Below are 14258 nucleotides of genomic sequence, written 5' to 3' on the forward strand. Positions count from 1 at the left end.
AAAAGTACAGTTTATTCGATTTAGAAAGAATAAATATTAGATTTTTTGCAAAAAAAATCCCCAATTACACTTTTGTAATTGGGGATTGAAATGTATTTGTTTAAAATTTATTATTTAACAAGAACCCATTCGCCATTGGCAATTAAAGATTCTGCTTTTTTAAATTTCATTGTTTCTGTTTTACCAGTTGCCACTTCCTGAACTGTAACGGTATCATTACGGTTGATTTTTGGCATATCTCTCACAATCGTTTCAGTAACCTGACGTTGTTGTGTTTCTCCAGCTTCGCGGTTAATGTCTTCGCTGTTTGGAATTTCATCTTTGCTTAATTTGAAATTTTCTTTCTGGCGAACTTCTCTCGCTTCGTGAATTTCAGGAACGTTTTGAGCTGGTAAATCACCTTTGAATAAGAATGAAATTACTTCTTTATTAACGTTGTCTAGCATTCCTCTAAACAAGTTGAAAGCTTCTAATTTGTAGATAAGCAATGGATCTTTTTGTTCGTGAACAGCCAATTGAACTGATTGTTTCAATTCGTCCATTTTACGTAAATGTTTTTTCCAAGCCTCATCAACAATAGAAAGTGTGATGTTTTTCTCGAAATCAGCAATTAACTGAGCGCCTTCGCTGTCGTAAGCTTTTTTCAGGTCAGTTACCACATTCAAAGTTTTAATTCCGTCTGTAAATGGAACTACGATACGCTCAAAATGATTGTTTGGCTCTTCGTAAACCCCTTTAATGATTGGGAAAGCTTCTCTTGCGCTTCTTTCTGTTTTTTCAGTATAGAAAGCCAGAGTCTCTTTGTATATTTTTCCAGTGATTTCAATATCAGATAATTTCAAGAAATCAGCTTCAGAAATTGGAGAAGTGATAGAGAAATAACGGATTAAATCAAATTCAAAATTTTTGAAATCGTTAATTGGTTTAGTTTGACTCACGATTAATTCGCAAGTATCATAAAGCATGTTTGCGATATCCAGTTTCAAACGCTCACCAAACAAAGCGTGACGACGACGTTTGTACACTACTTCACGTTGCGAGTTCATAACGTCATCATATTCTAATAAACGTTTACGAACACCAAAGTTGTTTTCTTCTACTTTTTTCTGAGCACGCTCGATAGATTTAGTCATCATAGAATGCTGGATAACTTCACCTTCCTGAAGTCCCATTCTGTCCATAACTTTAGCTACTCTTTCAGAACCAAATAAACGCATTAAGTTATCTTCAAGAGAAACATAGAATTGAGAACTTCCCGGATCTCCCTGACGTCCTGCACGACCACGTAACTGTCTGTCGACACGACGAGAATCATGACGCTCTGTACCAACGATTGCTAAACCTCCGGCAGCCTTTACTTCTGGAGATAATTTAATATCGGTACCACGACCAGCCATGTTTGTTGCAATAGTTACAACTCCGGCTTTACCAGCTTCTTCTACAATTTGTGCCTCTTGTTTGTGCATTTTAGCATTCAAAACGTTATGGTTAACGCCTCTCATTTTTAGCATTCGGCTTAATAATTCTGAAATCTCTACAGAAGTTGTTCCAATCAAAACTGGTCTTCCTGCATTTGATAATTCTGTTACATCTTCAATTACAGCATTGAATTTTTCACGTGTTGTTTTGTAGATATAATCTTCTTTGTCTTGTCTTGAAATTGGACGGTTTGTTGGAATTTCAACAACATCCAATTTATAAATTTGCCATAACTCTCCAGCTTCTGTAACCGCTGTACCTGTCATACCACCTAATTTGCTGTACATTCTGAAATAATTTTGTAATGTAACAGTTGCAAATGTTTGAGTAGCAGCTTCGATTTTTACATTTTCTTTGGCTTCAATCGCTTGGTGTAATCCGTCAGAATAACGACGACCATCCATGATACGACCTGTTTGCTCATCGACAATCATGATTTTGTTGTCCATGATAACATATTCTACATCTTTTTCAAAAAGAGCATATGCTTTTAAAAGCTGAGTAAGAGTGTGAATACGTTCGCTTTTTACTCCAAAATCCTGGAATAATCTTTCTTTAGCTTCTGCTTCAGCATCTTTGTCTAATTTTTGCTTTTCGATTGCAGCAATTTCAGTTCCGATATCCGGAAGTACGAAAAAGTCAGCATCAGTATCTCCTGAAAGGTATTGAATACCATTGTCAGTCAATTCAACCTGATTGTTTTTTTCTTCAATTACAAAATATAAAGCTTCGTCCACTTTATGCATTTCGCGATTGTTATCCTGCATGTATTGATTTTCAGTTTTTTGAAGCAATTGTTTAATTCCTTCTTCACTCAAAAATTTAATTAATGCTTTATTTTTAGGTAAACTTCTGTAAGCTCTTAATAATAAGAATCCACCTTCTTTAGTATTTCCTTCTTTGATTAATTTTTTAGCTTCAGCTAAGAAACCATTTGCCAACTGACGTTGTTGAGAAACTAAGTTTTCAATTTTTGGTTTCAACTCATTAAATTCATGACGATCTCCTTGCGGAACTGGTCCAGAAATAATAAGTGGCGTTCTTGCATCATCAATTAATACAGAATCGACCTCATCGACAATTGCATAGTTGTGTTTTCTTTGTACTAAATCGCTAGGCGAGTGCGCCATGTTATCTCTTAAGTAGTCAAAACCAAACTCATTGTTAGTTCCATAAGTGATATCCGCGTCGTATGCTTTTTTTCTTTGTTCTGTACTTGGCTGGTGATTATCAATACAATCAACAGTTAAACCGTGGAATTCGAATAAAGGCGCTTTCCATGTGCTATCACGTTTTGCCAAGTAATCATTCACCGTTACTAAGTGAACTCCGTTTCCAGTTAAAGCGTTTAAGTAAAGAGGAAGTGTTGCTACCAAAGTTTTACCTTCACCTGTTTGCATTTCGGCAACTTTACCTTCGTGCAAAACCATACCACCAATTAACTGAACATCATAATGAATCATGTCCCAGGTAATGTCTTTTCCGGCAGCATTCCATTTGTTTGCCCAAACTGCTTTTTCACCATCAATAACGATATAAGGTTTTGTAGCAGAAAATTCACGATCTCTTGGAGTTGCAGTAACTTCAATATGAGAATTGTCTTTAAAACGACGAGCCGTTTCTTTAACAACAGAAAATGCTTCCGGAAGAATTTCCAATAAAGTTTTTTCTGAGATTTCGTAAGCTTCTTTTTCAAGAGCATCAATAGCATCATAAAGATCTTCTCTTTTATCGATGTCTTCGATGTTTTCTACTTCCGCTTTAAGCGAAGCAATTTTAGCATCTTTATCAGCTCTGGCTTCTTTAATTTTTTCTTTAAAATAGACGGTTCTGGCTCTCAATTCGTCGTGAGACAAACTCATTAAGCTGGTTTCGAATGTTTTAATTTTATTTAAATAAGGTTGTAAAGCTTTGACATCTTTTTGTGATTTATCACCTACAAAGACTTTAATAATACTGTTTATGAAACTCATGATTTGTTATATTTCTATTATATGTAAATGTTGTATTTTGAACCAAAAAAAAAGCCTCTGTGATGAGACTTTTTCCTTTGGTTTATTTTTTAATATTCATCCTCATTCCAAAGATAATCTTCGTCTGTTGGATAATCAGGCCAAATTTCTTCCATTGATTCATATATCTCCCCTTCGTCTTCGATAGACTGAAGGTTTTCTACTACTTCTAATGGAGCACCAGCTCTAATAGCGTAGTCAATAAGTTCGTCTTTGTTAGCAGGCCATGGCGCATCACTTAAATAAGATGCTAATTCTAATGTCCAATACATCTGTTATCTGTTTAGTTTGTGCAAAAATAAATTTTTTACTGAAAAAGACAAGTAAATTTTGATTTATTTTAAGAAAATTTAAGAACGTCTCTTTATATTGCGGATTTTAGATTGTTGATTTTAGATTGTTGAATACTAATAATCCAAAATCTGTCCCAAAACTTCGGGATTAAAATCTAAAATTTTACTTCCTCGGAATCCATTTCACTTCCTCCGCTTTTAAGTCTGACGACAACTTCCGTGCCAAGACAAAAAGGTAGTCAGAAAGTCGGTTTAAGTACATGATTGCAATTTCAGGAACGTGTTCATTATGACTTAAATGTACTGCCAAACGCTCTGCACGACGGCAAACACAACGCGCAATATGACAATATGACACAGTTTGATGTCCCCCCGGTAAAACAAAATGGGTCATTGGCGGAAGACTTTCTTCCATTTTATCAATTTCATTCTCTAATAACTCAATATCAGTATCGATTATTCCAAGATTTTTCAATCGTAATTCTCCATTTTTCAGAACTTCTTTTTCTTGTGGAGTTGCTAAAATAGCACCAACAGTAAAAAGACGATCCTGAATTTCGATTAAAATAGTTTTATAATGAGAATCCATTTCCTGATCACGAATGAGTCCTATATAAGAATTTAATTCATCGACAGTTCCGTAACTGTCAATTCTAATGTGATCTTTAGGAACGCGCGTGCCTCCGAAGAGAGCTGTTGTTCCTTTATCTCCGGTTTTTGTATATACTTTCATTTTTTATTTTAGATTGTAGATTTATGATTTTAGATTGAAATATTAGAACTTTAATTTTTCCAGATTTAAAAATAATCTAAAATCTAAAATCAGAAATCTAAAATTACTTTGTTGTGTCACTTTCAATTAATCCGTCTCTTAAACGAATTATGCGATGTGCATAAGCAGCTATATCTTCTTCGTGGGTTACCAAAATTACAGTATTTCCTTGAGCATGAATATCTCCAAAAAGCTTCATGATTTCTACAGAAGTTTTACTGTCTAAGTTTCCGGTTGGTTCATCGGCTAAAATAATAGAAGGTTTGTTAACCAAAGCTCTGGCAATAGCTACACGCTGACGTTGCCCTCCGGAAAGCTGATTGGGTTGGTGATCCATTCTGTCTGCCAGGTTTACTTGTGTCAAAACTTCTACAGCACGTGTATTTCGGTCAGATTTGGAATATCCTGCGTAAATCATAGGTAAGGCAACATTATCTAAGGCCGTTGTTCTTGGCAAAAGATTAAAAGTCTGAAATACAAAACCAATTTCCTTATTTCGAATTCCTGCTAATTCATCATCTTTCATTTGGCTGACATCTTTTCCATTTAAAACATAATTTCCGGAAGTTGGTGTATCCAGACAACCTAACAAATTCATTAGAGTCGATTTTCCAGATCCTGATGGCCCCATTAAAGCTACATATTCTCCTTTATTGATTTCTAAATCTATTCCTTTTAAAACATAAACAATTTCGTTACCTAGTACAAAATCTCGTTTAATGTTAGTTATTTTAATTAATGGATTTGCCATTCGATTTACAATTTTGGATTTAAAAGTACGAAACACTTTTCAATAAACGATGAGTAGCTGATAATTGGTTTTTGTTACAAAAACATCTTTAGTTTGCAATTACATCAAATTGTAAACAATATATTTTTTAAAATAGTTTATATCTTTTTTATTTTGTTTTATATAATTGTCATTATTTTATATTATTTATAGATTTAATATCTGATTAATCTTAAAAACATGGTAATAATGTAATTTTAAATAATAGGTTAGTAGGTACATTTGTTAATGTATTAATTAAACAATCATTATTATGAAGAACATACAACTATTATCGGGAATTGCATTAATTGCATTGAGTCTTACATCGTGTAAAGACGAAAAACAAGAAAAAGCACAAAAGACAATTGACGCTTATGTAACCTACGTTGACTCAGTAAAGAATGTCAAAGCTGATGATTTGAAAGCGGATTGGAAAGACGTTGAAGCTGAATATAACAGAAGAGCCGAAAACGCACAATTGGCCCTTGCTGATATCAAAGATAATACTGCTGAAACCGAAAGGATAAATGCGAGTAAAACTAAATATGAAGAATTTAAAAATGAAATGACCACAGTTTTAGCCCCACCTGCACCAGCTGCAAGTCCAAAACAACAATTGCGTAACGCTTTGTTTGGTGAAGGAAAAATTGGAGACGATATGAGTTTTTCATGGGTAAATGCTCAAAATATTCATAGTGTGTACCAACAATTTGTTCATACAGTTGAAGATAATAAAGATAATTACTCTCGTGAAGACTGGGATGAAATCAAATTATTGTATGAAGCACTTGATAGCCGAAAAAATACAGTTGAAAAAGAAGGTTTAACATCTGAAGACAACAGAAAAATTGCAGGTTTAAAAGTGAAATTTGCTCCAATGTATACTGTTAACAGAATGGGAGCTAAATCTGAAGAAAATAGAGACGCTAAAAAATAAGATTTTAAAAATTTTTTGAATTAGTAAAAAGACGATCAGAAATGATCGTCTTTTTTTATGCTCTAATTGTAAAATGTTCTTTTTCCTGTTCGTATCTAAAAAATACGAATCCCCATTGAAAAGTGTCGATCGTAACTTTTACTTTTGGATGCTTTTTGATAATTTCCCAGGCTTCTTCCATTTCCTTCGACCAGTGAATGTCATCAAAAATCCAAACCGAATCGTTGTTGATAGTTGGTAATAAAAGATCAAAATAGGCTAAAGTGGCTTTCTTAGAATGATTACCGTCAAAATATATTAAATTATAGATTGTAGATTGTAGATTGTTCGATTTTAAGAAAGTTTCAAATTCAGTTATAATTGAATCAACATTTTTACAATCAAATTGATTTAATTGGTTTGCAGCAATATTAGCAGTTTGTGGACAGCCTTCTAATGTGATTACATTTGTATTCAGATTTCCTAAAGCCAGGGCAGAAGTGGCTAAACCTAATGATGTTCCTATTTCCAGAATATTTTCAGGTTGAAAATAGCGTGTTATACGAAATAAAAGTTCTGCTCGTTTTGGAGAAATTCCGGCAGTTTTGGCGATTTTTGAAATCTGTCTTCTGTTTGATTTAAAAACCTTTGAACCCGCACCAAAATCTGTTACTTCAATAAAGTTTTTATTTTCAAGTAATGATTTACGATAGTTTTTCAGAATTAAATACTCAGGTTTAGACTTTTTGTCGTAAAAACATTTAGTAAGTAAACTAAAAACAAAGGGCGAATGTACGCCGTGTTCATTTTTGGAGTTCCAAAGAAATTTGAGGTAAGATGTAATTTGAAATAGCATAATCTTATTTGCAAGAGATTGCGAAGATACGAATCAGAACTTGAAATAATTTAATGAAAAAAGCCTAATCTATTATTTAGATTAGGCTTTTTATATAATAAAAATGGAGGGAATTATCTGTAGATATTCACGCCATTATTTGCTCTCCATTGTTGTTCAAGATATTCAGCATCTTCGCTATTACGCGGATGAACGCCTAAAACAACATGACCGTCTTTAATTCCATCTTCATAAATTTTTGCTCTGTCTTCAGGAATTCCAGATCCTACTAAGGCACCAATTATACCTCCGGCAATTCCTCCTGCACCAGCACCAGCTAATCCTGCTGCTAATGGACCGGCAACAATTAATCCTAAACCAGGAATAACAAGACTAGTTCCTAATGCAGCAACAACTCCTGCAATTGCTCCAATTGTACCTCCAATTGCAGACCCGGTTCCTGCGCCCTCAGCTGCTTTCGTTCCTAATTCAGAATGATCATCTTTGTCTGAATAATGTTTTTTTCTGGTTTCATCAGACATGATAAGATTGATTTCATCTTTTGTATAACCTCTTTCGCTTAAGTTATCATAAGCTCTTTCTATGCTGTCACGATCTGAAAACATTCCAGTTAATACTTCACGTTTAGTTCCATCGGGATTATGTAAATTTTCCATTTTTATATATGTTTAATTGTGAATTCATTTTCACTTAAACAAAGCTCGTAAAACAGTTTTATTATTATTTACATAATTTTTTATAATCATTACATAATGAAATTCAGATTTTTATAAAATAGATGGTGCTTTTATATTATTACTTTAATTTATTGAATTAAAAAAAAAGACCACAACGAAATATATTTTATTGTGGTCTTTTTTATGTTAAGAATGAGATTCTGTAGAATTAATTTACAGAAATTAATTTCACATCGAAAATTAGTACCGAACCTCCGGGAATGCTATTGTAATTATAACTCCCATATCCTAAATGAGATGGAATTAATAATATTCCACTTCCTCCAACTTTAAAATAAGGAATTCCTTCTGTCCAGCCTTTAATTACCTGATTCAATCCAAAAGATATTCCTGCAGCTTTACTTTGGTCAAAAACACTTCCGTTAGAAAAATAACCTTTATAAGCTACAGTTACATTAGAACTTGCAGTTGGTTGAGCTCCGGTTCCAGGCTCGTTGATAACATAGTATAAACCAGAATCGGTTCTTTGAGCTGTTAATTTATTTTTGGCAATATAATCAACGATTTCTTTTTCGTTTTCAGCAGTGTAATCTTTAGCTATTTGTGGTTCTGCATTCTCTGGGTTGCAAGAAATGAAAAGGGTTAATGCTAATAATGAAGTTAAAATGTATTTCATGGTATTGTTTTTATAATGGGCTAATATAATAAAATTGATTTTTTTCTTCCACAGAGATTCACAAAGAAAAAGTACAAAGATTCACAAAAAAACTTAGTGTAACTCTGTACTTTTTCTTTGCGAATTTCTGTAAAATAACTTTATCCTTCTATTTTTGCAGAAAGCTCAAACCAACGTTCTTCTTTCTGATCTATTTTATTAATGATATTTTGTAATTCGTTTGCTTTTTTCTCGATATCAGCATCAGCAACTTTTCCGTCAGAGAATAATTGCTCGATTTTAGTTTTATCGATTTCCAGATCTTTGATCTCTCTTTCTAGTTTTTGATATTCTTTTTGCTCATTGAAAGTTAGATTTCCAGTCGGATTATTTTGTTTCCAATCTTTCTTTTCAGCTTTGTTTTCTTCTTTTTGGGCAACATCGGCACTATCTTCATAAGCACGGAAATCAGAATAATTTCCTGGGAAGTTTTCGATTTCACCTTTTCCTCTAAAGATAAACAAATGATCTACAATTTTGTCCATGAAATAACGGTCGTGCGAAACAACAAGTAAACATCCCGGATAATCTAAAAGGAAACTTTCTAAAACATTAAGCGTTACAATATCCAAATCATTTGTTGGCTCATCGAGAATCAAAAAGTTTGGATTTTGAATCAAAACCGTACATAAATACAAACGTTTTAATTCTCCACCACTTAATTTTTCGACAAAATCGTATTGTTTTTTAGCATCAAAAAGAAAACGTTCCAACAATTGAGAAGCTGAAATCATTCTACCTTTTGCAAGCGGAATAAACTCTCCGTATTCTTTAATAATATCAATTACACGCTGATTTGGTTTCGGGTTGATTCCGCTTTGCGTATAATAACCAATTTTGATGGTATCACCTTTTACCACACGTCCGCTATCAAGTGGGAGCGTTCCGGTAAGAAGATTTAAAAAAGTCGATTTTCCAGTTCCATTTTTCCCAATAATTCCGATACGCGCGCCACGCTGGAAATCGAAACTGAAATTATCAAGAATAACGTGATCTTTAAATTTTTTAGAAATTTTGTGAAGCTCAATAATCTTGCTTCCCATACGTTCCATGTTGATTTCAAGTTCCACTTTATTTTCCTGGCGACGACTTTGCGCTTTTTCCTTAATTACGTAAAAATCATCCTGACGCGATTTCGATTTTGTCGTTCTCGCTTTTGGCTGACGGCGCATCCATTCTAATTCTTTTACGAATAAGTTTTTAGCTTTGTCAACACTTGCATTTTCAGAGGTAATTCGCTCTTCTTTTTTCTCTAAATAATAAGAGTAATTTCCTTTGTATTGGTATAATTTTCCGTTGTCTAATTCAATGATTTCATTACAAACACGTTCTAAAAAGAAACGGTCGTGCGTTACCATAAACAATGTAATATTTTCTTTAGCAAAATAACTTTCTAACCATTCGATCATTTCAAGATCCAGATGATTGGTTGGCTCATCCAAAATCAATAAATCAGGACGATTAATTAAGATTATGGCTAGTGAAAGACGCTTTTTTTGTCCACCCGAAAGATTTTTCACTTTAAGTTTAAAATCTTCTAGTTTTAATTTGAATAAAATCTGTTTGTATTGCGTTTCAAAATCCCACGCATTGTGCTGGTCCATTCCGTCAAAAGCTTTTTGATAAGCTTCTTCATCGTCTGGGTTTTCAAGTGCTTTTTCGTATGCCTCGATTATTTTTAAAGTTTCATTGTCAGAAGCAAAAATACTTTCTTCAATAGTTAACTCTTCCTGTAAATTATTATCCTGAGAAAGAAATGCCATACGTATTCCTTTTCTCAAAACTACCTGTCCTGTATCTGGCTCATCTAAACCATTGATAATGCTCATAATGGTGGTTTTTCCAGAACCATTTTTAGCGATAAAAGCGATTTTTTGGTCTTTATTGATTCCGAATGAAATGTTGTCAAAAAGCGTTCTTTCGCCAAAAGACTTCGATATGTTTTCTACAGATAAGTAATTCACTTTGTAAATTATGAGTTATAAATTATAAGTTATGAAGGTTTTACAAAACACAACTTTTTTGCAAAAGTAAACTATTATATTGCGATTTGCGAATTATTTATCAAGGTAGGATTTCAGAATCGGACTTAAATCAAAATAATGAATTTGTTGGCGAACATTCAAAACAGGTTTCCGTATTAAAGCTTCATTTGTGAGATAATAGTGCAAACCATCATTTGTAGCAATACCTTCTATTTGGTGAAAAGAAAGTTGAAGATCAATTTTTCGTTTATTTCCCGAGAAAAACTCATGATTTTTAAAATCATACAATAAATATAAGAACGGTTTTCCAAGTTTAGAATACCCACAAAGAACGATAAGTTTTTTCTCTTCTAAATAAGTGGCACCAGTAATCAAACCTTTTGTGTCAAATGATTCTTTAAACTGAGCGATATGATTACCGGATTGATTCGGTAAAACATAAATACTTGTTTTGGATGATTGCCACTGTTTGGTAAACAGATAAATACTGTCTTTAGAAACAATGAAAGCTTCACAATCAAAATTAGTTGAATTTTGTTTTTGTGAAGAGAAATTAGTTTGATCAGAATACATAAAAGAAATAGTTTCTATAATTGGATTTCCTTCTAAAAATGATTTTTTCTCGATTTTTAAAATTTGCAGATTTGTTCGGTTTCCTGATGCATTATTTCCAAAATCTCCAATGTACAAATGCAAACTATCTTGCGAAATTTCTTCCCAGTCATAATTGATAGCTTTTTCAAGAAAGATTTTCTTTCGAATTATTCCTAATGAATCTAATCCATAAATCATTTTATCATGATCGTCGTTGTGTGTCCATAGTAAGTTGTTAAAAAAAAGTAATCCCGAGGTTTCTTTGATGGAGTCGCTTATTCTTTTTGAATACAACGGCTTAATTTTTTTGACTTCATAAAAACAACTCCCATCATTTGTAGTTGCTTTCGAATTGTAGTTTTTCGCTATTGGATCTGTACAATTATAAGTTTGTGCGTTAGTATGAGAGAAGGAGATAAAGAAAAGGAACAATACTTTTTTCATAATTATTTTATAGATACTGCTGATCCTGAATTGTTTAAGATAAAAGTTTTTTTATTAAACAATTTGGCGATTAAAGATACGTTAAGTTTCTAAAATGTTTTATAATTCCTCAGGTTATTTCTGTTTAATTAAGTCATAAGTTTTTAAAGTATTATAATAAGGTATTTCTGAGTTTATGTGTTTTTCATGATATTCCTAAAAATTATTTTTGCAAAAATATAAATGAATTCTTTCAAAGAAAAAACGTATCTGTTTGATATTGAGTTTTATACTGTATGTTGTTAATTTTGAAATAATTAGTGCATTTTTTTGTCTTAAAAGTCTAAAAATTGTCAATATATTTGCAGCCGAACTGAATTTTTCTGATTTCTAATAATGGGAGTTGGAAAAGCGAAGCTGTGCTTTTAAATTAGATGTTAAATTGAACTGATAAAGAAAATGAATAAGAAAAGCAAAATATACATAGCAGGACATAACGGAATGGTAGGTAGTGCTATCTGGAGAACATTGTTCGCTCAGGGTTTTACTAATTTACTAGGAGTTACCAGTAAAGAATTAGATTTAAGAGATCAAAAAGCAGTTCGTGAATTTATTGCTACAGAAAAACCAGAAGTCATTATTGATGCTGCTGCGAGAGTTGGTGGTATTTTGGCTAATAATGATTATCCCTATCAGTTTATCATGGAAAATATGCAAATTCAGAATAATCTAATAGATTCTGCTTTGCAAAACGACGTTGAAAAATTTATTTTTTTGGGAAGTTCTTGCATCTATCCAAAATTAGCACCACAGCCTTTAAAAGAGGATTACTTACTTACAGATACTCTTGAGCCAACAAATGAATGGTATGCTATTGCAAAAATTACAGGTGTAAAAACATGTCAGGCTATCAGAAAACAATTCGGTAAAGACTATGTAAGTTTAATGCCAACCAATTTATACGGTACATTTGATAATTTCGATTTAAATACGTCACATGTTTTGCCAGCTATGATCAGAAAGTTTCATGAAGCAAAAGAAAGCAATAATGCTCCGGTAACACTTTGGGGAAGTGGAACACCGATGCGCGAATTTTTGTTTGTTGATGATATGGCAAAAGCAGTGGTTTTTGCATTAGAAAATAAATTGCCTGATTATTTATATAATGTAGGTACAGGTGAAGATTTGACAATAAAAGAACTTGCAGAGACTATTCAAAAAATCACGGGACATAAAGGTGAAATTATTTGGGATTCAACCAAACCAGATGGAACACCAAGAAAATTAATGGATGTTTCGAAAATGCATGAATTAGGATGGAAACATCAGGTAGAATTACAAGATGGAATTCAAAAAACATACGACTGGTTTTTGCAAAACATAGAAAAATTCAAACAAGTTAAAATGTAGAGAAATGAGAATTTAATGAGATTGATAGCCTTTAATTTGCTTTTCACCTCGATTAAAAACTCAAAACTTACTAACTCAAAACTCAAAAGATGAGCATACAAAAAATAGCACTTGTTACAGGAATAACAGGTCAAGACGGATCGTACTTAGCTGAATTGTTATTAGAAAAAGGATATCAGGTACACGGAGTTAAAAGACGTGCATCTTCTTTTAATACACAAAGAATTGATCATATTTATCAAGACCAACATGAAGCGCATGTTAATTTTAAATTGCATTATGGCGATTTAACTGATTCAACCAATATTATTAGAATAATTCAGGAAGTACAACCTGATGAAATTTACAACTTAGGAGCTATGTCTCATGTAAAGGTCTCTTTTGATTCTCCGGAATATGTAGCAAATGTAGATGGATTAGGAACGTTGAGAATTTTAGAAGCAGTTAGAATACTAGGTTTAGAGAAAAAAACGAGAATTTATCAGGCTTCAACTTCAGAGTTATATGGAGGTTTGGCAGAAAATAAAAATGAAAAAGGTTTTTATGATGAAAATTCCCCATTTTACCCGCGTTCGCCATATGGTGCTGCGAAAATTTATGGTTTTTGGATAACAAAAAATTATCGTGAAGCTTACAATATGTTTGCTTGTAATGGTATTTTATTCAATCATGAATCACCAAGACGTGGAGAGACTTTTGTAACTCGTAAAATTACCATGGCAACGGCTGCTATTGCAAAAGGAAAACAAGATTGTTTATATCTTGGAAACCTAAATTCACAAAGAGATTGGGGGCACGCCAAAGATTATGTTGAAGCTATGTGGAGAATTTTACAGCAAGATATACCAGAAGATTATGTGATTGCAACTGGTGTGACTACTTATATTAGAGATTTCGTAACTATGGCTTTTGCAGAAGTAGGCATTGAATTAACTTTTGAAGGAGAAAATGAAAGTGAAGTAGCTAAAATTGCAACATGTAACAATCCATTATATCAATTAGAAAAAGGAAAGGTAGTAGTACGAGTAGATCCTGAATATTATCGTCCTACAGAAGTAGATCTTTTAATTGGAGATCCTACAAAATCTAAAACACAACTAGGATGGGAGCCTCAATACGACTTGGCTGCTTTGGTAAAAGAGATGGTGGCAAGTGATTTGAGATTGTTTTAAGAATATGAAGTTAAAAACGGATGGGTATATAAGACACTAAATATTTTGAATAGAAAAGGCTAATCGTTTAGAAAAAGTTTAATGGATAGGAAAGATTTAATTGGTTAGAAAAGTTTAAACGATTTAGTGATTAATTGTTTCTCATTTTACAGAACTTATAATTTATATAGCTCACCCCAATA

Annotated in this window: 12 protein-coding genes; 3 read left to right on the plus strand and 9 right to left on the minus strand. The window is 32.7% G+C overall.

What is annotated here, in order from left to right:
* Positions 1–110: 110 nt before the first annotated feature.
* From secA to AC1RRN_RS04130, 4 genes are all read right to left on the minus strand, one after another.
* Positions 111–3452 carry a preprotein translocase subunit SecA gene (secA, locus tag AC1RRN_RS04115; RefSeq protein ID WP_492966090.1) on the minus strand — a complete coding sequence of 1114 codons (3342 nt, stop codon included), beginning with the start codon at positions 3450–3452 and terminating at the stop codon, positions 111–113.
* An 89-nt stretch (positions 3453–3541) separates the two neighbouring features.
* Positions 3542–3763, minus strand: coding sequence for a DUF2795 domain-containing protein (locus AC1RRN_RS04120; protein ID WP_007138072.1), 222 nt, complete (start codon positions 3761–3763; stop codon positions 3542–3544).
* Positions 3764–3947: 184 nt separating this feature from the next.
* A complete protein-coding gene (locus tag AC1RRN_RS04125) occupies positions 3948–4517 on the minus strand; it encodes a cob(I)yrinic acid a,c-diamide adenosyltransferase (protein WP_492966091.1) in 570 nt (189 codons plus the stop codon).
* Between the two features lie 103 nt (positions 4518–4620).
* A complete protein-coding gene (locus tag AC1RRN_RS04130; protein ID WP_492966092.1) occupies positions 4621–5307 on the minus strand; it encodes an ABC transporter ATP-binding protein in 687 nt (228 codons plus the stop codon).
* A gap of 292 nt (positions 5308–5599) precedes the next feature.
* Here AC1RRN_RS04130 and AC1RRN_RS04135 point away from each other — a divergent pair, with 292 nt between their 5' ends.
* Positions 5600–6265: a DUF6565 domain-containing protein gene (locus AC1RRN_RS04135; RefSeq protein ID WP_492966093.1), complete on the plus strand. Its 666-nt coding sequence runs from the start codon at positions 5600–5602 to the stop codon at positions 6263–6265.
* A gap of 55 nt (positions 6266–6320) precedes the next feature.
* On the opposite strand, the gene AC1RRN_RS04140 is transcribed toward AC1RRN_RS04135, so the two are convergent.
* The 5 genes from AC1RRN_RS04140 to AC1RRN_RS04160 all read right to left on the minus strand — a co-directional run bounded on the left by AC1RRN_RS04140 (position 6321) and on the right by AC1RRN_RS04160 (position 11515).
* Positions 6321–7100 carry an O-methyltransferase gene (locus tag AC1RRN_RS04140; RefSeq protein WP_492966094.1) on the minus strand — a complete coding sequence of 260 codons (780 nt, stop codon included), beginning with the start codon at positions 7098–7100 and terminating at the stop codon, positions 6321–6323.
* 113 nt (positions 7101–7213) lie between these two features.
* Positions 7214–7756, minus strand: coding sequence for a hypothetical protein (locus AC1RRN_RS04145; RefSeq protein ID WP_492966095.1), 543 nt, complete (start codon positions 7754–7756; stop codon positions 7214–7216).
* Positions 7757–7985: 229 nt separating this feature from the next.
* On the minus strand, positions 7986–8453 hold the full coding sequence (locus tag AC1RRN_RS04150; RefSeq protein WP_492966096.1) for an FKBP-type peptidyl-prolyl cis-trans isomerase: 468 nt from the start codon (positions 8451–8453) through the stop codon (positions 7986–7988).
* A gap of 140 nt (positions 8454–8593) precedes the next feature.
* Complete coding sequence (locus AC1RRN_RS04155) at positions 8594–10456, minus strand: ABC-F family ATP-binding cassette domain-containing protein (RefSeq protein ID WP_492966097.1); 1863 nt, start codon at positions 10454–10456, stop codon at positions 8594–8596.
* 93 nt (positions 10457–10549) lie between these two features.
* A complete protein-coding gene (locus tag AC1RRN_RS04160; protein ID WP_492966098.1) occupies positions 10550–11515 on the minus strand; it encodes a T9SS C-terminal target domain-containing protein in 966 nt (321 codons plus the stop codon).
* Positions 11516–11953: 438 nt separating this feature from the next.
* Between AC1RRN_RS04160 and AC1RRN_RS04165 the strand changes: the two genes are divergently transcribed.
* Positions 11954–12904 carry a GDP-L-fucose synthase family protein gene (locus AC1RRN_RS04165; protein WP_492966099.1) on the plus strand — a complete coding sequence of 317 codons (951 nt, stop codon included), beginning with the start codon at positions 11954–11956 and terminating at the stop codon, positions 12902–12904.
* Positions 12905–12993: 89 nt separating this feature from the next.
* Positions 12994–14076: a GDP-mannose 4,6-dehydratase gene (gene gmd, locus AC1RRN_RS04170; RefSeq protein WP_492966100.1), complete on the plus strand. Its 1083-nt coding sequence runs from the start codon at positions 12994–12996 to the stop codon at positions 14074–14076.
* Positions 14077–14258: the final 182 nt, after the last annotated feature.

It is taken from the genome of Flavobacterium sp. GW821-FHT11G01, assembly GCF_058808175.1.

Excerpts from the sequence above, each read along its gene's own strand:
- AC1RRN_RS04150 (WP_492966096.1), bottom strand. The coding sequence starts at position 8,453 with ATGAAATACATTTTAACTTCATTATTAGCATTAACCCTTTTCATTTCT.
- gmd (WP_492966100.1), top strand. The coding sequence starts at position 12,994 with ATGAGCATACAAAAAATAGCACTTGTTACAGGAATAACAGGTCAAGAC.
- AC1RRN_RS04145 (WP_492966095.1), bottom strand. The coding sequence starts at position 7,756 with ATGGAAAATTTACATAATCCCGATGGAACTAAACGTGAAGTATTAACT.
- AC1RRN_RS04140 (WP_492966094.1), bottom strand. The coding sequence starts at position 7,100 with ATGCTATTTCAAATTACATCTTACCTCAAATTTCTTTGGAACTCCAAA.
- AC1RRN_RS04135 (WP_492966093.1), top strand. The coding sequence starts at position 5,600 with ATGAAGAACATACAACTATTATCGGGAATTGCATTAATTGCATTGAGT.
- AC1RRN_RS04120 (WP_007138072.1), bottom strand. The coding sequence starts at position 3,763 with ATGTATTGGACATTAGAATTAGCATCTTATTTAAGTGATGCGCCATGG.
- AC1RRN_RS04160 (WP_492966098.1), bottom strand. The coding sequence starts at position 11,515 with ATGAAAAAAGTATTGTTCCTTTTCTTTATCTCCTTCTCTCATACTAAC.
- secA (WP_492966090.1), bottom strand. The coding sequence starts at position 3,452 with ATGAGTTTCATAAACAGTATTATTAAAGTCTTTGTAGGTGATAAATCA.
- AC1RRN_RS04165 (WP_492966099.1), top strand. The coding sequence starts at position 11,954 with ATGAATAAGAAAAGCAAAATATACATAGCAGGACATAACGGAATGGTA.
- AC1RRN_RS04125 (WP_492966091.1), bottom strand. The coding sequence starts at position 4,517 with ATGAAAGTATATACAAAAACCGGAGATAAAGGAACAACAGCTCTCTTC.
- AC1RRN_RS04130 (WP_492966092.1), bottom strand. The coding sequence starts at position 5,307 with ATGGCAAATCCATTAATTAAAATAACTAACATTAAACGAGATTTTGTA.